Genomic DNA, 20,321 nt, shown 5'->3' with positions numbered 1-20,321 from the left:
TATATTCCCCACCCCAAGGAGCGGACGGTCACTACCGTCAAGGTATTCTTCGCACTGGCGGCGTGCGTTAAGCTAACGGGAAGAGCTTAGACTTTTTTATGAAAAGAGGGTTTTGTGGTATTATATGTAATTATAATTTGTAAAATAAATGGAATGGGGGATTCAAAATATGGAACGTAAAATTCAACTAATGGAAACCTACGTAAATATCGACCTTGGAAACTCACCCTTTTTAAAAATAGATAAAGGGCTGCAAATTCCATACTCTTCCATCAAGGGAATAACAACAGGCAGACCGATACCAAATGCTTTTAAACTATATGGTGCTTTATTAGGAGAAAAGAGAAATGGGTTATTCAGATCAAAAGGTGGTTTTCAACTGCACTTTTTTGAGAATGAGCTAGAAACTCTTCATTTCGATTTGGATAGCTTTAAAGTTGGTAAGTTCAAAATATCAAAGTTGATCATTGGCATTAAAAATCCTGAAGAAATAAGTAAAAATATTTCCGAAAGAGTTGAATTAACGTCGAATGATAGTTGAACAAGTATAGTACTCCGGCACTCTGCTTTTTCCTAGAAGAAAGGGTATTTTTTGCGCAGCAGTTGAGACTGTTGAAGCTGAATCACTTCTTCATATCCGTTGACCAGCCATCAACAGGCGCCGAGTACACCATAGCCGGCAATATTTCGGATCAAGTTATCTCGGATATCGCGGATTGGCTGAACGGTGTGTCTGCAGCAAAAACGCAATAAGCAAGCATAAACGGACAAGCGTCAATCTGGGTTTGGCTCATGAAAAGAAAAAATCACGGAGAACGATAGCGCAATGATCGAGTAGGAGGGGGCGCCTAGCCCCCGTCCTCTCACACCACCTTACATGCGGGTGCGCAAACGGCGGTTCCGAAAGATTAACAAAGCTCTAAATAACGAGTAAGCAAAATTTTCAGCGCTTTCGCTTCCCAATAGGAAGTCGGAAGGGCGTTGTTTGTGTTTCGAGACATTTCCCACGCTCCGCGTCTGGAGTTAGCCATGACAAAACCCGCCCATTCTGGGACGCCGAGTGCTCGAAGCTCATGGATTCGAGTGCGTACCCGTTTCCATTGCTTCCATAAGCACATATGCAGTCTGCGGCGAATCCACTGGTCGAATTTCTCACAGTGCCCTTTCGCAGATGCTATTCGAATGACCGCGTCATGCGCTCGCTTCCCAAGGCGAAAACCGTACCTATGCCTTGAGAAGTCCACATCGAAGATCGGGTCCATCACTTGCGTATACCTTGGATCGTGCATTTGCCTCCAGCTTCCTTCAGATTCCGCCTCGCGGCGGACACCCTTGCTCTTGGCTAACGGTAGGCGTTCACCAGCACATTGTATACGGTTTTCCGCATACATCCGGCCACGCGCCCGCTCCCTTCCTATACGCACAGCAATCTCGCTGCCCGATGCCGCCTACCGCAAGCGGCTAACGCGCGAACAGCTTAAATAGTTTCCCGGCATCGAGCTCCGCCGTAGAAGGCAGTACCAGGTCGGCCGCGCCAAGCTGCCCGGCCGCGCCGATGCCCACAGCCTTCATGCCCGCCGCCCGGATCGCGGCCACGCCTGCGGCTGCATCCTCCACGCCGATGCAGTTGCCCGGCGGAACACCCAACCGCTCTGCCGCCTGCAGGAAGATCTCCGGATCGGGCTTGCCCTTCCGGAGCGCAGCCGGGTCGGCAACGGCCTGGAACCACCGGGCTGCGCCGAGGCGCTCCAGAATCAGCGGCGCATTCAGGCTGGCCGAGGCCAGCCCCACAGCGATTCCCCGCTCGCGTAGGGAATCGAGCAGCTCCCGGATACCCGGCAGGAGGTCCGCCGGGGTGATCCGGCCGATCATCTGCCGGTAATGATCGTTCTTCTTCTCCGCGAGCCGGAGCTTCCCGGCTTCAGGCAGCTTCGCAAGACCGCTGCCCTCCAGCACGATCTCCAGCGATTCCATCCGGCTGATGCCCTTCAGCCGTTCATTCTTCTCCCGGCTGAAGGGTACGCCCAGCTCATCCGCAAGGGCCTGCCAGGCCAGATAATGAGCCTCGGCGGAATCCGTAATCACACCGTCAAGATCGAAGATTACAGCCTCCAGCCGGTGCGCCAGCGAAATCCTCACCGGCTCCTGCGGAAGCAGCCGCAGCGGCTGCTTCTTATGTCTAATCTCAAGCGCTGTTCCCTCCAGCAGCGTATACACTACCGCTTCACGTTCAACGAAGATATCCAGCAGTTTACCACCCACTGTAACCTTAAAGCGGCAGCTCTCCCACTGCTCCGGCAGGACAGGGGCAAAACCCAGTTCCCCCTGAGCCAGCCGCATGCCGCCGAAGCCGTTCACAATCGACATCCAGGACCCGGCCATCGCTGCCATATGCAGCCCGTCCTTGGCATTATGGTTGATATCGTCCAGGTCCATCCGCACTGTGCGGCTGAAATAACGGTATGCCCCGGCCAGATCTCCGATCTCCGCAGACATAATACTGTGGATACAAGGAGACAGCGAGGAGTCATGCGTCGTCAGTGGCTCATAATAATGATAGTTGCGGAGCTTATCCGCCAGGCTGAACTTGTCCCCTAGCAGGAACAACGCCATGACCAGATCGGCCTGTTTCAGCACCTGATGCCGGTAGATTACAAGCGGATGATAATGGAGCAGCAGCGGATACCGGTCCGCAGGCGTATGCTCGAAATCCCATTTTTGCTTACTCAGGAAGGTGTCATCCTGGGCATAAATGCCGAGCGGTTCGTCAAAAGGAATGAACATCACTGCGGCCGCATCCCTCCAGCTCTCTGCCTCTTCGGGAGTTAATCCGATCTCTTGCCGCAGCCGTTCGTAATCCGCCGGATAATCCCGCTGAAGCAGCAGAGCTGTCTCATAGGCATACTGGAGCTGATCCTGCACCATGAGGTTGGTGTAAGCATTGTTATTCACAATCGCTGTATATTCATCCGGCCCAGTTACTGCATCGATGCAGAAGGCCCCTCCTCGCGCGGGGTTATAGTGGCCCAGATCGGCCCAGAACCTTGAGGTCTCGAACAGTATCTCTGCCCCCCGGCTAACCAGAAAATCCATATCACCGGTCGCCTGGACATATTGCTTCAGGCCGTAGGCAATGTCGGCGTTGATGTGCGCCTGGGCAGTGCCTGCGGGGAAGTAGGCGGAGTTCTCCTCGCCGTCAATCGTCCGCCACGGGTACAACGCCCCCTTCTGCGACATAACCGCTGCCCGCTCCCTGGCCTTGCCGAGCGTTGCATAACGGAATTCCAGCAGCGCACGGGCAATCTCCGGCTGTGTGAAGGTGAAGAACGGCAGCATGTACATCTCCGTGTCCCAGAAATAATGCCCCTCATAGCCTTCACCGGTTAAGCCCTTGGCTCCGATATTCGTTGCTCCGTCCCGGCCCACGGATTGCAGCAGCTGATAAGCATTGAAGCGGATGCCCTGCTGGAGTGCAGGATCACCGCTAATCTCTACATCAGCCTGTGCCCAGAAGCTGTCCAGATACGTCTGCTGCTCCCCGGCCAGACCGGCGAAGCCCAGCTCCTTGGCTAGTGCCAAGGCTTCAGCACTCCGGCCGGGCAGCTCCTCCTCCCCGTAATCCCTGGAGGTGTGATACGTTATATATTTGGTAAGCGTCACCGTCTCTCCGCTGCGGACAGCAGCGGCATAACAGACGGAGATGCGCTGTCCGATCAGCTGGTGACTCATCTCGCGCCCGGACTTCGCCTGCAGCGCATGGCTGACAGCAGTCAGCAGCGCGAACCGTGTATGCCGGGTCCGCTGCTTCATCCACAGGTCCCCGGAGGCTTCGTCATAACCGGTATTCTCCAGCAGCAGGCTGGGCACCGCGCTGCCCGCTCCCAGCCTGGGATCATCCGTCGCTTCCGGCCGCCGGATCTCGCCGTCCACCGCAGAATCGAACTTCAGTGTCCCGGAGAAGTTCAGCGCCGTCACGGCATAGTCGATAGCGGCCAGATGCTTGTGCGCCAAGGCAACCATCCGGCGGATCACCAGCAGCACCCGGTGTCCGGCGGGAGATTCCCACTCCAGCTCCCGGTGCAGCATGCCGCTCCTCATATCCAGCCGGCGCTTATACCGGTGCAGCTTCCCCTGATCCAGCCGGAATTCATGGCCTTCGATACTAAGCCGGATGATACGGGCATCGCTCACATTCAGCATGGCCTGGTTGCGGGAGGGGTACCCGAAGGCCCCCTCAGGATAGACGACCGGCTCGGAATCAAAGAACCCGTTCAGATAATTCCCGGCAACCGACCGACCTGTTTTGCCATAGTAGCCTTCCTCGAAATTGCCGCGCATGCCAATATAGCCATTGCCGAGTGTGAACACACTCTCGCTCCGCTGATTGTATTCATCCTCGTAGTGTTCCTCTTCAATACTCCACTCCCTGTAAGGGTATAAGGGGGGAGGATGCTCACAGGACTTCATCTTTATTTTCATCTCTGTGCGTATCTCCGTACTTGTCTCCGGTCTCATCTTCGTATTCTCCTCCCGATTGCCGACTTCTCTTGTCCCTGCCGCGGCTTAGCCCTTGACTGAGCCGCCCATCAGACCCCGGACGAAATACTTTTGCAGCAGGAAGAAGATCGCCAGCGGCATCAGCATCGAGATAAAGGCTGCCGAGGTCAACAGATGCCAGTCATTGCCGCGCGAGCCGACCAGATCGGCGATCTTCATCGACATGACCTGCACCGACGGCTGGTTCCCGATGAAGATCAGCGACACCAGATAATCATTCCATACCCAGAGGAACTGGAAGATCCCGATGGAAGCGAGCGCAGGCACGGACAGCGGCAGAATCAGTCTGCTGAAAATCGTAAAGTGGCTCGCGCCGTCAATAAAAGCCGATTCAAACAGATCCTTCGGCAGCTGGCTGATGAAGTTGTACATAAAATACGTGACCAGCGGCAGCCCGAAGGCTGTATGTGCCAGCCAGATTCCAAGATAACTGCCGTTCAGCCCAAGCGCCGTGTAATCCTTGAGTACCGGAATTAGTGCAACCTGAATCGGAATGACCAGCATCGCAATAATGATCACGAACAGCGTTTTCCGTCCCGGAAACCGCAGCCAGGCGAAGGCATATGCGGCAAAAGAGGCGATCAGCACCGGAATCACGGTCGCCGGAACAGCAATTGTAAGTGTATTCCAGAACGCCTGCGATAATCCGCTCCCCTTCTGTACCGTTTCACTGCCGTCTGCTTCCTTGAGTGTGTACTCCTTGCCGGACAGCACATTCTTGTAGTTGTCGAGCGTAAGGTCAGGCACCGTCTGCCAGCCCTGCTCCTGCATATTAACCGTGCGTGCCCTGCGGTTCTCCCACATCAGGCGGCTGCCATCCGCCTTCACCCCTGCCTTGAGCTGTTCATCTGTGTAGGTCTTGCCGTTCACCTCAATGGGCTCCCGCAGATCCACCCCCTTGGAGAGCTGCACCGTCTCGCCCGCTTTCCATTCCTGATGGGGGAACACCTTCCACCAGCCCGTCTGCAAAATATCCGCTGCGGGACGGAAGGAGGACGCGAACAGTCCGAACGTCGGCAGAATCCAGAGGAAGCAGATGACGCCCAGAATCAGATTGACGGCCGTTTTGCTGCCCCTTTTTTTCTTGGTGCCTACCATTAGAATCCCCCCTGCTTGCGGAACTGCCGCAGATTAATAAGAATAACAGGCAATACCGCGATCAGGAGCACGATAGCCAGCGTAGAGCCGTAGCCGAAGTTACGGTACATGAAGAACTGCCGGTAGAACTGCGTCGCAACAACTTCTGTATCGTATTGACCTCCTGTCATCACCATGACAACGTCAAATATTTTCAGCGTAAAGACAATAATCGTGGTGGTCACCGTCAGAATCGTTGTGGAGATGTAAGGAATCATGATGCCAAAAAAGATCTTCACCTCACCCGCGCCATCCACCCGTGCAGCCTCCAGAATATCCTCAGGCACTCCTTTGATGGCTGCGGAGAAAATGACCATCGCAAACCCCGTCTGCATCCAGATCAGAATGATAATAAGGAAGAAGTTGTTCCACGGCTGCAGCATACTCGTCCAGGCCTGCGGTTCACCGCCGAAATAGGTGACAATCGCATTCAATAGACCAATTTGCTCATCGCCCGGCTGATAATAATAGACGAACTTCCAGATGACCCCGGCGGCAACAAAGGAAATAGCCATCGGCATGAAAATAATAGATTTGGCGATCCGCTCATAGCTGCTCCGGTCGGCAAGAATGGCAATCAGCAGCCCGAAGCAGACACAGGCCAGCGTGCCCACGAACACCCATAGCAAGTTATTGCGCAAGGCAGTGCCCATCAGACGGTCGCTAAAGATCGCGGCGTAATTGCTGAGTCCGACGAACTTCTCGGAGGACGCGTTGAAGAAGCTTAAGTACAGCGTCCGCAGGGCCGGCAGAATCAGCAGCCAACCGAGAATAAGGACAGCCGGTCCGACAAAAACATAAGGCAGCACCTTCCTGCGGACATGGTCCGGGTACTGCTCTACTGCCCAGGTCAAGGTGTAATAGATCAGATATACGCCCAGCACGCCCCACAACACTGCGAGCACCGCAGTCAGCAGTGGATGAAGCGTTGAATCGCGGAAAAACAGAAAAATCAGCCCGTTGACCACAATATTCGCAAGCAAGACGCCCAGCGATAGCAGCACTGCCCTGCCGCTAATCCTCTGCTTTACCTGCGCCCCGGCGGCACCCGGCTCCGGCCTTATTTGTGCATCCATATCGGTTCCTCCTATAGGCTCTGTTGGAGCAGAGCCTTCTTCATAAGCACCCGTTAACACCAGTTGAGGGGCAGGCCTGATTGTTCAAGACCGCCCCTTCAACCTCTTGGCGTCTAATTCCGCGCTTGCCTGGTCCTTAGTTCTTCCAGCCTGACTGAATCTGCTCCAGGGCCTGATCCAGCGTAGCAGTTCCGCTCACATAGTCAGTCATGCCTTTCCAGAAGGTACCTGCACCCACCTTACCCGGCATCAGGTCCGAGCCATCGAAGCGCAGAGTAGAGGCGTCCTGTACCAGCTTCGCCATCCGGCGGTCGGATTCGGACTGGTACCAGTCGAGGGAAGCATCATTCATAGGGGCAATGACACCGCCGGATTGCACCCAGCTTTTGATCGATTCGCCAGTAGTGAAGAATTCCATTACCGCGCGTACCTCCGGGCGGTCATTGAACATGGAGTAGATATCGCCTGCCACCAGGACCGGCTTGCCATACTGCTCATCAATCGGCGGGAGATAGAACCAGTCATAGTCTGTATCCACCTTGGCCGTTTCCGGGAAGAAGCTGGTAATGAAGTTCCCCATCAGGTTGAACCAGGCTTTGGGCGGGTTCTCGAACATCGGCTTCGGAGCATCACCGAAGGCAGTAGTGACAATGGATTTAGCACCGCCGTAGACATAATCCTTGTTCAGCCAGATCTTGGACATTACTTCCACCGCGTTCTTCACTTCAGGCGAAGTGAACGGCAGCTCCCCGCTTACCCACTTGTCATAATTCTCAGGCGTCGTAGTCCGCAGCATGATGTTCTCTACCCAGTCGGTTGCCGCCCAGCCGGTTGCCGCGCCGCTCTCGATACCGATTGCCCAGGCCGGGTCACCGTCTTTGGCGATTTGCTCCGTCAGAGCCATCATTTCATCCCAAGTCTGCGGAACCGTATATCCCGCTTCGTCAAATTGCTTCTTCGGATACCAGACCAGGCTCTTCACATTGCTGCGGTTCCAGATCCCGGCCATAATCTTGCCATCCTTGCCGTCCATGGTGGACATATCCAGCCAGCTCTTATTGTAATTGGCCGTCAGCTTCGCCTGATCCAGCACCCCGGTCAGATCGATAACCTTGCCAGTCTTAGCAATAGAGGCCAGCAGGCCCGGCTGCGGGAAGTCCGCGATATCCGGCGCATTGCCGCCATCGACCCGGATATTAATTGTGGCTTCGAATTCCTTAGAGCCTTCGTATTGAATATCAATGCCGGTTTTCTCTTCGAATTCCTTAATACTGCTCTCGAACTTCACCTGGTCCGCATCGACAAACGGTCCGAACATCGTGACCTTCGTGCCTTTGTATTCACCCTTCATCGCCAAGTCCAACGGGCTGCCTGCCGCAGCGGGATCTGGGCTATCTGTTGATGCTGCGTTGTTATCTGCTGAAGGTGCTGCTGTCGGCGCTTCTGTAGCCGCCGGGGCCTGCGTTGGTGCAGCGTTGTTATTGCCGCCGCAGCCGCTGAGCATCATGGTGAAGGATAGACACAACACCATCGCAAGTGACAGTTTACGTGCTGGAGCTTTCTTCATTGTTTCATACATCCCCTTTAATTGTTTTTAGAGACTGCATCAAGCCAGCTTCATTACCGGAACCCCTTACGGCAGAGCAGCAACTCACCCCCTTATCGAAATTCACGGACACCAGGCACCCACACTCATTAACACCGCTAATTCAAACGTACATTCTCCATATCCCACTATAATGTATGCGCTTCCAATAGTGCGTTAGTACCCTCTGCTGCGGGTACGTTTCCTGAAACAGTTCCTGAACCGGTTCCCGAAATGATTCGCTCACATTCCTGTAACCCGCCATTCTGAAAAGCTTTTCAAAATAGTCCGAAGAAACCGTGCTGCCCTGTCAGGCAGCCGTGCTTCAGCCCGCCGGAACTACGTCTCATTTCTCACGCGAGGATTCTCTTACGATTAGCTTATGTTCCATCTTCTCTTTCATGACAGCCACCTCGCCTGTGGTCAACAATTCATGCAGCTTCTCTGCCGCCCGGTATCCCAGCTGATAGATAGGTTGTGCGATTGTTGTCAGCTTCGGAATGAACATCCCCGACATCCGCAGATTATCGAAGCCGATGACCGACACTTGACCGGGAACCAGAATATTGCGGTCCTTTAAGTAAGAGATCGTTCCCATGGCGAACTCATCCGCTACACAGAATACAGCGGTTAGCTCCGGATATTCAGTGAACAGCTCGTGCGTAGCCTGATAGGCCTGCTCAAAGCGGTGGTTGGCGTACTTGATTTTGCCGATATTACGCTCCAGCCCCGATTCGCTCAAGGCTCTCACGAACCCCGCCATCCGCGGTGGTCCGGACACCGAATTATCATGATTGAAGCCGATCATCCCGATCTCCCGGTGCCCCAGCTCAATCAGGAATTTAACAGCATCATACGCCGCCTTCTCGTCATCCACCTCCACTGACGCTACCTCATACTCATCGGAATGGGAGGAGACCAGCACGAATGGAATTCTGCAGTCCACCAGCTTCTCATAATACTCAGGGTGCAGAATATCACTGGCGAACACAACACCATCCACCTGCTTCTCATGAAAAGTATCCATATAGGACAATGTCCGCTCCTTGTCACGGTCTGTATTGCAAATCATCAGACTGTAACCGAGCTTAATGCAGGCATCCTGCATTCCCCGGATCACCCCTGCGAAATACAGGTTCTCAATATCGGGAATGAGCAGCCCGAGGGTGAAAGACTTCCTGTAAATTAGTCCCCGTGCGAATGCATTAGGCTGATACTTGAGCGCTTCTATCGCTTCAATGACCCGGCTTCGCTTGCTCTCCACTACCGTATCCGGCGCATTCATTACACGGGACACGGTACTGATGGATACTCCGGCCATCTTGGCGACATCTCTGATAGTTGGCTTCATAGTCTGACTTCCTTCTTATTCTTTTTGCCCGAAACGTGTGCCCTCCTTATCAGGATTGGCCTAGCCGCTTAAGTTAGAAAAGCTTTTCAAAGCGATTATAGCAAGGCTCCCTTAAATTGGCAAGCAAATTGTTATGCGCTTACATTTTGTGCTTTTCGCCCTTCAAATCCCCCCTCCCCGTCATGCCGCTTACTTAAAGTGTGTAAATTATATTATTTCATGTTATAATTGGCGGGTATATTGATTCATGGCTGCAAATAATGCTACTGATGCTGTAGGCATCTACTATAGGAGGGATTCATGTGAAGCAATTGCACGATATACCATTCTCCGTACTGGATTTAGCCCCTATCCGGGAGGGCGGAACGGCGGCGGATTCTTTTCATAACACCCTTGATTTGGCCCGTCATGCTGAGAAATGGGGGTATAACCGTTATTGGCTGGCAGAGCATCATAATATGACCGGCATTGCCAGCTCCGCTACCTCCGTTGTTATCGGACATGTGGCGGCTGGAACTAACACCATCCGCGTTGGTTCAGGCGGCATCATGCTCTCCAACCATGCACCACTGGTGATTGCCGAGCAATTCGGCACACTGGAGTCCCTGTATCCGGGACGGATTGATCTGGGTCTGGGCAGAGCCCCCGGCTCCGACCAGGCAGCCGCCAGAGCACTGCGCCGCAGCCTCGGCAGCGATGGCAGTGAATTCCCCGAGCAGCTTAGCGAGCTGCGGGCGTATTTCGACCCCGAAGGATCAGGCTCCCGTCCGGCCGGTGTTCGCGCCGTGCCCGGTGAAGGACTGAACATTCCGATCTGGCTGCTTGGCTCCAGCGGCTTCAGCGCCCAGCTTGCGGGCCAGCTGGGTCTGCCTTTTGCTTTTGCCAGCCACTTTGCACCGGATTATCTGCTGCCGGCACTGAATCTGTACCGCACCAGCTTCAAGCCTTCAGCTGTACTGGGCAAGCCTTATGTTATGGTGGGCTTGGGAATTACAGCAGCGGATACGGCAGAGGAAGCGCGCAGACTTGCCACTTCCCAGCAGCAGCAATTCCTGAACATAATCCGTGGCCGCACCGGTAAGCTCCAGCCGCCTGTAGACAGTCTGGACGGAATCTGGACCTCCCAGGAGAAAGCACTGCTCCTGAGCAAACAACAATATTCCATCGCCGGCGACCAGGCCCTGATTAAGGAACGACTGCTGCAGATTCAGGAAGAGACGGATGCGGATGAGTGGATTATCGCCTCACAGATCTATGACCACTCTGCACGCTTGCACTCATATGAGCTTGTGGCCGACCTGTTGAAGAAGTAATAAGTGGGTAGTATTGCTTAATTGTAATTTGTACAACTAAATCGCCTGATATGCCGCCAAATTACCGTTTAGCTGTATTTCGTGCAATTAAACAGCCTCTATAACTTGATTTTCGCCCATCCGGGCAAATTTAGTTGTACAGACTACAGTTAGGAGGGCAAAGCCTTCTGTTTCAGTGTTTTTAGTTGCACGGAATACACTTATCCCTCCTTTCCGCTACGAACTTAGCTTGATGCTTGGCCGCATTTATGGAATGAAATCACTTGTTTTATTCTGATGGTCTACTAATCTGATTACTGGCCAGTCTATATATTTAGCCCATTTAACTACCTGTGGAGAACTCCGTTGGGGTAGCTAAGTGGGCTATTTTAGCATTGCAGCAAAAAACAAAAGTGTTCGGTGCGGAAATTATTGAGCCGAACCTCCCTAGCCTCATTCGTTCTTTATAAAATACAAAAATCATTAATATACGTAGAAATAACGAGTTAAACACAGTAAACGCCTAATAAACGTCATTAATTTATAGTAAACAGCCGGATTCGTTTACTTAAAGGATCTTTTCCCGTTTTTCTTTATGCCCATTTAAGATTATACTGTAATTATAATTCGTTATAACGAACGACAACGCATTCTTACCATTCAGGCTTGTTCATCGCACATTCAGGCTCATCCAGGCCGGTTAATGCTTGTTCTGATTTATACTATCGTTTTAATATGTAGTAGTTCTTCAAGAAACCACTTTGTTCGACAAACTATGATTTAGAAACGCGAACCGGGGCGGATTGTGGCTGGTGGCTGGTGGCTGCCGAAGGTCAGCACAGAAAGGGGCGGGGAGAGTGAAGAAGAGACATACATCCATAATTGGCGCGTATATTTTGGCCGTTCTGGCAGGTGTGATCTGGCATGCCGGAGGGGTCAGCGCTGAGGATACGATCAAGCTCACCGTCAATTCGCATACGACCAGTACGGCAACCATGAACAACATGCAGCCGGGAGATACGATGGCTTCGGATTATAAGATTATCAATGACGGAAATGACCCGTTTGATTATGCAGTTGCCTTCCAATTCCGCACCGGGGACGTAGATCTATACAATATCCTGCAAATGACTCTGCAAAAAGAGGGAGTAATCCTCTATTCCGGGGTGATGAGCGAGGCCCCGGGGGTAGTGACCATCGGCTCGCTTGCCGGAGGGGAAGAGGAAGCTATCGAAATGAAGGTGTTGTTCCCGCCGGAGGCAGGCAACGAGTTCCAGGAGAAGATGGTAAGTGTCGCCTTTGAATTCACAGCTACAGCGGAGCCTGCGCCGACAGCCGGGCCAACCCCCTCACAGCAACCGACGGCTGAGCCAGCAGCTTCAGCTACACCTTCACCCGGGTCAACACCGGGCACCACGGTCAGTCCCGGCAGTACGCCAGCAGCAACAAGTGCCCCTACGGATTCAACAGACGGTACAGTCTCTCCTGGCAGTACACCATCGCCAATACCAGCAGCGACGGCAACACCGCCTGCGGGTGGAGTAACTGTAAGTGAAGATCCTGTTCCGTTAGGCGGAGGAGAGGAAGACGGCGGCAACCGTCCGTCCGCGACCCCGGATTCCGGAGCCGCTGCACTTGGCAGTACACCAGCCCCTTCACCAGGGAAAGAGATCAACCTTACAGATGACGCGCTTCCGCTGGGCGGGCCGGAGGAAGACGGCAGACTGCCGGACACAGCCAGCCCTTGGTACAATCTGATTGCGGCCAGCCTGGTTGTCGCCATGATCAGTATGCTTGTGCTCCGCAGGCTGGGACAGAAGAAGTAACTTTGCCTATATGTAAGGAGGAGAAAGAGCATGAAGATGCGCAGCGGGTTCACTTTGGCCGTCAAGCTGATCTTCATGCTCTCTGTGTGTGTTATGGTGTATTCCGCCTTCCAGATCCTTAAAGCGCCCGCCGAAGCCCGCGAAGCCCTGAGAATCTGGGACAAAAAGAGGGAGGAAGCCCAGACGCCCGTAAGTTCCGAAGAAGAAATACCGCTGCCCGAAGGTATAGTTAGCAGCGCGGAAGCACCAAAGGGTGACAAGCCTGCTTATATAACGGGCGAAGTCATTGGAGAGATCTATTTTCCGAAGCTTAAGAAGCGGGTTGCCATTCTGGAGGGAACCGGACGGGCGGAGCTTAAACAGGGGGCAGGACATGATGAAGCAAGCGCCGCCCCGGGTGCCTCCGGGAACAGCGTGCTGGCCGGACACCGTGACACCGTCTTCCGCAGCCTCGGCGAACTGGAGACCGGAGACACGCTTGAGCTTGCGACAGCGGATGGAACTTTCACCTATGAAGTGACCGGCAGCCGGATTGTTGATGGAGATACAAGGGGAGCGATTAAGCCCAGCAAAGATTCCATACTCACCTTGATTACCTGCTACCCGTTCTCTTATGTAGGCTCAGCGCCAGACCGCTACCTGCTCTCGGCCAAGCTTGTCTCCAGCCAATCTCCGGTGCAGCAGCCATAACCTGCGTTCCCGCTCCTCCCCCGCTTTCCCGCTGCCTTCCTCACTCCAGCTTGCCCCTCGCCTCCCGCCAGCCTCCATCCCCCTTCACTCCACACCATCCGCCTAAAGTATGAGACCCGGGCCGGATCGTGATAATATAGACATACGAAGCTGAAGAGGAGATGACCTGCATTGAAGGAAGAGTTAATTAGACGTTTTGTATCGTATGCTGAAATGGATACCCAATCCAGCGAGGACAGCGAGAACTGCCCGTCCACTCCAGGCCAAATGGTACTGGCGCATAAGCTGGCAGAGGAGCTGCAGGAGCTGGGACTGACGGAGATTACGGTGGACGAGCATGCATATGTCATGGCCTCGCTGCCCGCTAACACAGATAAAGAGGTTCCGGTGATCGGCTTCCTGGCCCATCTGGATACCGCCACGGATTTCACCGGTACGAATGTGAAGCCGCAGATTGTAGAGAATTATGACGGGCAGGATCTGGTGCTGAATGAAGCCCAGAATATTATCATGTCCACGAAGAGCTTCCCGGAGCTGAGCGGCTACAAGGGGCATACGCTGATAACAACCGACGGCACCACCCTGCTGGGGGCGGACAACAAGGCGGGCATCGCTGAGATCATGACGGCTATGGCCCATCTGCTGGCGCATCCGGAGATTAAGCATGGCAAGATCCGGGTCGCTTTTACCCCCGATGAAGAAATCGGACGCGGCCCGCATAAGTTCGACGTTGCCGCCTTCGGCGCTTCCTATGCCTACACCGTGGACGGAGGCCCGCTCGGGGAGCTGGAATATGAGAGCTTCAATGCCGCCGCCGCTAAGATCAGCTTCCACGGAGTCAATGTCCATCCCGGTACAGCCAAGGGCAAGATGATCCATTCGTCCAAAATCGCCATGGCCTTCCATCTCCGTCTGCCCGCCGGTGAAGCTCCTGAATTCACAGACGGCTACGAGGGGTTCTACCACCTGATCTCCATGCAAGGCAGTGCCGAGCACAGCAAGCTTCATTACATTATCCGCGACTTTGACCGCGGGCAGTTCGAGAACCGCAAATCGAATATCGCCGCGATTGTGGAGGAATTCAAATCTACGTACGGGGCGGACAACATCGTGCTGGAGATGAATGACCAATATTATAATATGCGCGAGAAAATCGAGCCCGTCCGGCATATCGTCGATATCGCCCGGGAAGCGATGGAGGGCCTCGGCATCACGCCGGTTATCCGTCCAATCCGCGGAGGGACTGACGGCTCACAGCTCTCTTATATGGGGCTGCCTACACCGAATATTTTCACCGGAGGCGAGAATTTCCACGGCAAATTTGAATACGCCTCTGTAGACGTCATGCTGCAGGCTGTACAGGTTATCGTTGAGATCGCCCGTCTGGCTGAGCAGAAAGCGTAAGTAGGGTTAACTTATGCAGCAAAAAATCCCCGTTCAAGCGCATACCGCTTATTCGGGGATTTTTGCGCTGCGTGGGGCTTCGTCCCGGGATTTCTTGCTGGCCTGTCCGTCTTCATCCAGGGCTCTGTCTTCGCCTCTTGCGAGGATCTCCCGGTATTCCTCTCCCCAATGCTTGATGCTGAGGATCGCAGTCTCCAGTCCCTGCGCCCATTCGGTCAAGGAGTACTCTACCTTCTGCGGCACCTGAGGGTACACCTTCCGGTGGACCAGACCGTCACGCTCCAGATCCCGCAGCTGCATCACCAGCATCCGCTGTGTAATGCCGGGGCATAGTCTGCGCAGCTCGTTGAACCGCTTCGGCCCGCTGATCAGATGATAGAGCAGAACACCCTTCCACTTCCCGCCAATGACTTCAAGGGTCCGCTGCAATGAGCTGTTCTCCGCCCCGCAATCCACGCCTTCTGCCTCATCAGAGCCTCCGTCTCTTCCTTGTACGTTCATCTCTGCCGCCCCCCATTTCCGGTCGTCCCTGATTTAGTACAATTGTATCATAGATGCTGATACGGCAAAAACCCCGTGCCGCCCTGGAACAACGGGCGCACGGGGTTCTTAACATGCTAAGGTCACAGACCGTTATCCGTCTGTTAGACTTATTTCTTCACCGGCAGCCAGCCCGGTGTATGGATCAGTGCTCTCCAGAGCGGGTCCGGAATCACAAGCTCTGCTTGTGCATTCGGATCAAGCTCAGTCTTAATCTCATCGGCCCGGCCTCCGGCCAGCTTCTGCACCCAGTCCGGTTCAATCAGCAGCGGGCGGCCCAGGGCCACCAGGCTGATGCCGCTGTCCAGACTCTTCAGGGCGTCGGCGGCAGAGTAGAGCGAGCCTACCCCAATTACCGGAGCCTTGTCTCCCGCCCGGTCTACGATCTGTTCAATGCGCGGACGGCTATCCTCTGTTCCCCGGCGCGGCAGCGACCACAGCTCCATAAGGGACGCATGCAGGTAATCCAGCCCCTCCGCTGTCAGCGCATCGATTAGGGCAAACGTGTCAGCCATCGTAATCCCCGGTGTCTCCGGCTCTTCAGGCGAGAAGCGGTAGCCTACAAGGAAGCCACCCTGTGCATGCTGCTTCACCGCAGCCTTGACACTGCGCAGAACGGCCAGCGGGAAGGTGAGACGCTTCTGCAGATCTCCGCCCCAGCGGTCTTCGCGTCTGTTGGAGTGCGGCGAGAAGAATTGCTGCAGCAGATACCCGTTCGCACCGTGAATCTCAACGCCATCGAAGCCGGCCTCAATGGCCCGGCGTGTCGCTTCTCCGAAATCGGCGATAATTCCGGTAATCTCTTCGTCTGTCAGCGGGCGCGGAACTGTCCCATGTCCGCCGCCAGGCAGCTCAGCCGGCACATCGCTTGCACTGACAGGCTGCCCGTCAACCAGCTGCTCCGGCGGGCATTGGCGTCCGCCATGGAAGATCTGGAGCACCGCCTTCGCCCCTTCGCCCTTGATAGCTTCTGCCAGCTCACGCAGGCTTGGAATCAGACCGTCATGGTCAGCTCCGAATTCACCCGGGAAGCCCTTCCCGCCGCGCGAGACATAGACACAGGCGGTAATAACCATCCCCGCTCCGCCCGAACGGCGGATATAATAGTCCAGCTCCGGCCGGGAGACAGTTCCATCCTCATTCGAGGAGAAGTTAGTCATCGGCGCCATGACCACACGGTTCTTCAGTTCAATCCCGCTCTTGAATTTGAACGTCTCCAGCAGCGGGCTATATTCTGTCTTTAGCATAACTACCATTCCCTCCAATAAATCAAATATACACATAAAATAGTGTACAACTTAATTTCACACAATACAAATGGTAAATCTGCATTTACAGAACCTATCTATCAGAGGGAGTTACATCTTTCCAGATTACCTTCTCCCCGTAATTCTTGCCCCAGTCATACATCATACGCAGCACCGGCATCAGCGTATGTCCATACTCTGTCAGGGAGTATTCGACGCGCGGAGGAACCTCCGCATATACCTGCCTGAATACCAGCTGATCTTCCTCCAGCTCACGGAGCTGGTTGGTCAGCATTTTCTGGGTAATATGGGGAATCAGCTTCTTCAATTCACTGAAGCGTTTGGTCCCTTCCAGTCCCAGGTGCCACAGTATAATCAGCTTCCACTTCCCGCCGATCACAGCGAGCGTGAGCTCCTTCTCGCAGTTGATCTCCTTCAGGTTGATGCGGTCTTTAATTTCAGTCGCCAATATTCAGCCCCCTTCCGGCTATCATCATAATACAGATCCATCAGCCACCCAAGTGGAAACGGCTTCGCCGTCCTTTTAAAGGACGGTACCGTTTCAGCGAGAAATATAAGGATAGTTTGTCGTGTGCAACATATAAATTCTTATATTTGCATTTAGGCAGCAAAGGATGCCCTCCCGTCAAGGAAAGCATCCGTGTGATAGCTTAATTGTATTCCAAGCTCTATTCTATTCCAAATCGTATGCTATTCCAAATTGGCATGCTTGCCGAACATCCGGCCGGAGGTCTGCCCCGTCTGCTCCATGATCCGCAGAATGACTGCATCATAGAAGACAAGCAGCGTCTGTTCAAACAAGGAGGCCATCGGCTGCAGCGTCGTATAGCCGCCGTCCGGCCGTTCTTTGGGAGCGCCGGGCAGCTTGACTGTATGATCTGCGAGACGTCCGAGCGCCGAGTCCGGCTGAATGGTTACGAGGACTACAGCTGCTCCGATTGCCTTGGCTTTCTCAGCCATGGAGACCAGTCCCTTCGTCTCGCCTGAGCCGGAACCCAGTACAAGCACATCGCCGGGGCCAATGCCCGGCGTTACCGTCTCTCCGACCACATAAGCTGTCCGCCCGGCCTGCATCAGCCGCATGGCGAAGGCCCGGCCCATCAGGCCGGAACGCCCGGCACCAGCCACGAAGATCTGACCTGCACGCAGCAGCAGCTCCGTCAGCACCTCGCCCTCTCCGGCATCCAGCCCGGAAACGGAGCCTTCCAGCTCCTTCACAATTTCATGTGCGTAATACTGCGTGTCCATGGCTGCTTAAGCCTGGCTTACAAGGCGCTTCATTTCCGCCGCAGTTGCCTTCATGTCAGCTTCGCCGGTAATGCCGCCGCCAACGATTACCAGATCGGGCTGCGCAGCAATCACTTCAGGCAGCGTACTCAGCTTGATGCCGCCGGCAATTGCCGTTTTGGCCCGGGTTACCACGCTCTTAATATCTCTCAGATCCGCGAAGGAATTCTTACCTTCGGCCTGATGGTCATAGCCGGAATGCACGCAGACATAATCCACACCCAACGCATCCACTTCAGCGGCTCTGGCCTTGAGATCCTTCACGTTAATCAGATCGACCAGGATCTCAGCACCCGTCTTCTTCGCTTCCTCAACCGCACCGCGGATCGTTGAATCATCGGATACACCCAGCACAGTCACGATACCCGCGCCCGCTTCCACTGCCTTCATAACTTCGTAACCGCCGGCATCCATAATTTTGAGATCGGCCAGCACTGTAAGCGCCGGGAAAGCTTCCTTGATCGCTTTCACCGCATGCAGCCCCTCATTGATAACGACAGGTGTTCCAATCTCAACGATATCTATAGATTCGGCAACCTCTGCAACAACCGCCTTGGCTCCAGCAATATCCACCAGATCGAGTGCTAACTGTAATTTCATATGTGTAAGTTCTCCTTATCCGTAATGTATTTTAGGAAGTGCTGTTTCTCAGTTTAGGGATATACTGCCGATAAGGGAAGTAGGCACTTTTTTGTGAGGTAGTCACCTGGAGGATACTATTGGGCGAAGCCGGCGGATTTTTAGGCAACATGTCGGAAATCCTACTGCATTTTCACAACAGCTGTGCTACCATACATTTGATTCGAAGATTCACAGCCGCAAGGAATCCTAATAAGAAGGTGTATGATGGAAACAAGCAAGCCCAAGACATTCAACCTAATGAAGCTGACCTGGCCGATCTTCCTGGAGCTGTTCCTGTTCATGCTTATGGGAAGTATGGATACCTTCATGATCAGCTCTGTGTCAGATGATGCGGTCTCCGGTGTCGGAGCGGCCAATCAGATTATTGCCATAGCTATTCTGGCGCTTAGTGTCATCGGGAACGGCGCGGCGATCGTCGTGTCGCAATACCTCGGCTCCAAGCAGCCCAAGGAAGCCGCCAGAGTGATCGGCAACGCAGTTACCCTGAATCTTGCGGTAGGGATCGTACTTAGTACAGTCATGCTGCTATTCGGAGGTCATCTGCTGCAAGCACTGAACGTGAAGGGCGACATTCTCGCCTACGCCCGCTCGTATATCAACATTGTCGGAGGCGCGATCTTCCTGCAGGCCCTTATCAACGCGCTGGCTGCAACTATCCGCACCCACGGCTTCACCAAGCAGACGATGGCGGTATCGCTGCTTATGAACGTCATCCATGTTGGCGGTAACTATCTGCTGATCTTCGGTCATTTCGGACTGCCTGCGCTCGGTGTAGAGGGCGCTGCCGTATCAACCGTAATCAGCCGCTCCATCGCTCTCCTGATCTTCTTCCTGCTGCTTTACCGCATTATGGAGGTACGTGTGAAATGGAGCTATTACGTTCACCTCTCCAAGAAATATGTGCTGCAGATTCTCAAAATCGGTATTCCATCCGCCTTCGAATCCGTAATGTACCAGTGCTGCCAGCTCGTCTTCACCCTGTATATCACCTATTTGGGGGCCGAGGCCATGGCTACCCGCCAGTATGCGGTCAATATCTCGAACTACATTTTCCTGTTCAGCGTAGCGGTGGCAATGGGGACCTCAATTATTGTGGGCCATCTTGTAGGTGCAAAACGGACGCAGGAGGCTTACTCACGGGTGTTCACCAGTGTGAAGTGGGCACTTCTGGTCACAGTCATCATGGACCTGATCGTCATTCTGCTCCGCAAGCCGCTGCTGGGCCTGTTCACGGATAATGAGCTGATTATCACCATGGGAGCCCAGGTGATCCTGCTCAGCTTCTTCCTGGAGACCGGGCGGACCTGCAATCTGGTCATTATCAACTCGCTGCGCGCGTCGGGCGATGCCAAGTTCCCGGTCTACATGGGCATGATCTCTATGGTGTGCATGAGTCTGCCGCTGGGCTACTTCCTGGTATTCACGCTTGATCTGGGTCTGGCCGGGGTATGGCTGGCCACAGCGTTCGACGAATGGGTACGGGCCGTCATTATGTACTTCCGCTGGAAAAGCAGAGCCTGGGAGAAGCATGGCCTGATCCAGCATGAACCGCCGGAAGCGGCTCCGGCAGCCCCGGCGCACTAATTCTGCGGCAGCTCCTCAGACAAGCGAAAACGGCCTTGCCGTCCTTCAATAGGACGGCATTCGTTTCAGCGAGAAATAGAAG

16 protein-coding genes and 1 pseudogene are annotated in these 20,321 nt (G+C 54.2%); 6 read left to right on the top strand and 11 right to left on the bottom strand.

Annotated elements, in window-relative coordinates; genetic code table 11:
* Nucleotides 1-169: 169 nt before the first annotated feature.
* Nucleotides 170-541 carry a hypothetical protein gene (locus C162_RS05200; protein ID WP_036692017.1) on the top strand — a complete coding sequence of 124 codons (372 nt, stop codon included), beginning with the start codon at nucleotides 170-172 and terminating at the stop codon, nucleotides 539-541.
* A 367-nt stretch (nucleotides 542-908) separates the two neighbouring features.
* On the opposite strand, the pseudogene C162_RS37435 reads toward C162_RS05200, so the two are convergent.
* From C162_RS37435 to C162_RS05165, 6 genes and pseudogenes are all read right to left on the bottom strand, one after another.
* Nucleotides 909-1,181 (bottom strand): annotated as a pseudogene (locus C162_RS37435) (group II intron maturase-specific domain-containing protein); the annotation flags it as partial.
* A gap of 280 nt (nucleotides 1,182-1,461) precedes the next feature.
* Nucleotides 1,462-4,515, bottom strand: a complete 3,054-nt coding sequence (gene pgmB / locus C162_RS05185; protein WP_235218356.1) for a beta-phosphoglucomutase — start codon at nucleotides 4,513-4,515, stop codon at nucleotides 1,462-1,464.
* Nucleotides 4,516-4,563: 48 nt separating this feature from the next.
* Complete coding sequence (locus C162_RS05180; protein ID WP_036692010.1) at nucleotides 4,564-5,655, bottom strand: carbohydrate ABC transporter permease; 1,092 nt, start codon at nucleotides 5,653-5,655, stop codon at nucleotides 4,564-4,566.
* A complete protein-coding gene (locus tag C162_RS05175; RefSeq protein WP_051493245.1) occupies nucleotides 5,655-6,770 on the bottom strand; it encodes a carbohydrate ABC transporter permease in 1,116 nt (371 codons plus the stop codon). Before C162_RS05175 ends, C162_RS05180 begins: the two co-directional genes overlap by 1 nt.
* A gap of 136 nt (nucleotides 6,771-6,906) precedes the next feature.
* Nucleotides 6,907-8,337 carry an ABC transporter substrate-binding protein gene (locus C162_RS05170; RefSeq protein WP_036692008.1) on the bottom strand — a complete coding sequence of 477 codons (1,431 nt, stop codon included), beginning with the start codon at nucleotides 8,335-8,337 and terminating at the stop codon, nucleotides 6,907-6,909.
* A 364-nt stretch (nucleotides 8,338-8,701) separates the two neighbouring features.
* Nucleotides 8,702-9,706, bottom strand: a complete 1,005-nt coding sequence (locus C162_RS05165) for a LacI family DNA-binding transcriptional regulator (RefSeq protein ID WP_036692006.1) — start codon at nucleotides 9,704-9,706, stop codon at nucleotides 8,702-8,704.
* Between the two features lie 302 nt (nucleotides 9,707-10,008).
* On the opposite strand from C162_RS05165, the gene C162_RS05160 reads away from it, so the two are divergent.
* From C162_RS05160 to pepT, 4 genes are all read left to right on the top strand, one after another.
* Complete coding sequence (locus C162_RS05160) at nucleotides 10,009-11,019, top strand: LLM class flavin-dependent oxidoreductase (protein ID WP_083678218.1); 1,011 nt, start codon at nucleotides 10,009-10,011, stop codon at nucleotides 11,017-11,019.
* A gap of 836 nt (nucleotides 11,020-11,855) precedes the next feature.
* Nucleotides 11,856-12,824, top strand: a complete 969-nt coding sequence (locus C162_RS05155) for a hypothetical protein (protein ID WP_036692004.1) — start codon at nucleotides 11,856-11,858, stop codon at nucleotides 12,822-12,824.
* Between the two features lie 30 nt (nucleotides 12,825-12,854).
* Nucleotides 12,855-13,514: a sortase gene (locus C162_RS34105; protein ID WP_051493244.1), complete on the top strand. Its 660-nt coding sequence runs from the start codon at nucleotides 12,855-12,857 to the stop codon at nucleotides 13,512-13,514.
* Between the two features lie 171 nt (nucleotides 13,515-13,685).
* Nucleotides 13,686-14,918, top strand: a complete 1,233-nt coding sequence (pepT, locus tag C162_RS05145) for a peptidase T (protein WP_036692002.1) — start codon at nucleotides 13,686-13,688, stop codon at nucleotides 14,916-14,918.
* Nucleotides 14,919-14,966: 48 nt separating this feature from the next.
* Here the strand turns inward: pepT and C162_RS05140 are convergent, their stop codons facing one another.
* The 5 genes from C162_RS05140 to hxlA form a co-directional block, all read right to left on the bottom strand.
* Nucleotides 14,967-15,419: a winged helix-turn-helix transcriptional regulator gene (locus C162_RS05140; protein ID WP_083678220.1), complete on the bottom strand. Its 453-nt coding sequence runs from the start codon at nucleotides 15,417-15,419 to the stop codon at nucleotides 14,967-14,969.
* Nucleotides 15,420-15,568: 149 nt separating this feature from the next.
* Nucleotides 15,569-16,705 (bottom strand): NADH-dependent flavin oxidoreductase, encoded by a 1,137-nt coding sequence (locus C162_RS05135; RefSeq protein WP_036691999.1) that lies wholly within the window; start codon nucleotides 16,703-16,705, stop codon nucleotides 15,569-15,571.
* Between the two features lie 94 nt (nucleotides 16,706-16,799).
* The gene (locus C162_RS05130; RefSeq protein WP_036691997.1) at nucleotides 16,800-17,174 is read right to left on the bottom strand and encodes a winged helix-turn-helix transcriptional regulator; all 375 of its coding nucleotides are present in this window, start codon (nucleotides 17,172-17,174) and stop codon (nucleotides 16,800-16,802) included.
* Nucleotides 17,175-17,416: 242 nt separating this feature from the next.
* Nucleotides 17,417-17,974, bottom strand: a complete 558-nt coding sequence (gene hxlB / locus C162_RS05125; RefSeq protein ID WP_036691994.1) for a 6-phospho-3-hexuloisomerase — start codon at nucleotides 17,972-17,974, stop codon at nucleotides 17,417-17,419.
* A gap of 6 nt (nucleotides 17,975-17,980) precedes the next feature.
* On the bottom strand, nucleotides 17,981-18,613 hold the full coding sequence (gene hxlA, locus C162_RS05120; RefSeq protein WP_036691992.1) for a 3-hexulose-6-phosphate synthase: 633 nt from the start codon (nucleotides 18,611-18,613) through the stop codon (nucleotides 17,981-17,983).
* A 246-nt stretch (nucleotides 18,614-18,859) separates the two neighbouring features.
* Here hxlA and C162_RS05115 point away from each other — a divergent pair, with 246 nt between their 5' ends.
* A complete protein-coding gene (locus tag C162_RS05115) occupies nucleotides 18,860-20,239 on the top strand; it encodes an MATE family efflux transporter (protein WP_036691988.1) in 1,380 nt (459 codons plus the stop codon).
* Nucleotides 20,240-20,321 lie beyond the last annotated feature (82 nt).

The organism is Paenibacillus sp. FSL R7-269 (assembly GCF_000517865.1).
Taxonomy (GTDB): Bacteria; Bacillota; Bacilli; order Paenibacillales; family Paenibacillaceae; genus Paenibacillus_AQ.
This window is presented reverse-complemented; position numbering and strand designations above follow the sequence as displayed.

Bases quoted from the DNA above. Each gene is read 5' to 3' on its own strand.
- C162_RS05200 (WP_036692017.1), top strand. From the start codon at position 170: ATGGAACGTAAAATTCAACTAATGGAAACCTACGTAAATATCGACCTT.
- pgmB (WP_235218356.1), bottom strand. From the start codon at position 4,515: ATGAGACCGGAGACAAGTACGGAGATACGCACAGAGATGAAAATAAAG.
- C162_RS05180 (WP_036692010.1), bottom strand. From the start codon at position 5,655: ATGGTAGGCACCAAGAAAAAAAGGGGCAGCAAAACGGCCGTCAATCTG.
- C162_RS05175 (WP_051493245.1), bottom strand. From the start codon at position 6,770: ATGGATGCACAAATAAGGCCGGAGCCGGGTGCCGCCGGGGCGCAGGTA.
- C162_RS05170 (WP_036692008.1), bottom strand. From the start codon at position 8,337: ATGAAGAAAGCTCCAGCACGTAAACTGTCACTTGCGATGGTGTTGTGT.
- C162_RS05165 (WP_036692006.1), bottom strand. From the start codon at position 9,706: ATGAAGCCAACTATCAGAGATGTCGCCAAGATGGCCGGAGTATCCATC.
- C162_RS34105 (WP_051493244.1), top strand. From the start codon at position 12,855: ATGAAGATGCGCAGCGGGTTCACTTTGGCCGTCAAGCTGATCTTCATG.
- C162_RS05140 (WP_083678220.1), bottom strand. From the start codon at position 15,419: ATGAACGTACAAGGAAGAGACGGAGGCTCTGATGAGGCAGAAGGCGTG.
- C162_RS05135 (WP_036691999.1), bottom strand. From the start codon at position 16,705: ATGCTAAAGACAGAATATAGCCCGCTGCTGGAGACGTTCAAATTCAAG.
- hxlB (WP_036691994.1), bottom strand. From the start codon at position 17,974: ATGGACACGCAGTATTACGCACATGAAATTGTGAAGGAGCTGGAAGGC.
- hxlA (WP_036691992.1), bottom strand. From the start codon at position 18,613: ATGAAATTACAGTTAGCACTCGATCTGGTGGATATTGCTGGAGCCAAG.
- C162_RS05115 (WP_036691988.1), top strand. From the start codon at position 18,860: ATGGAAACAAGCAAGCCCAAGACATTCAACCTAATGAAGCTGACCTGG.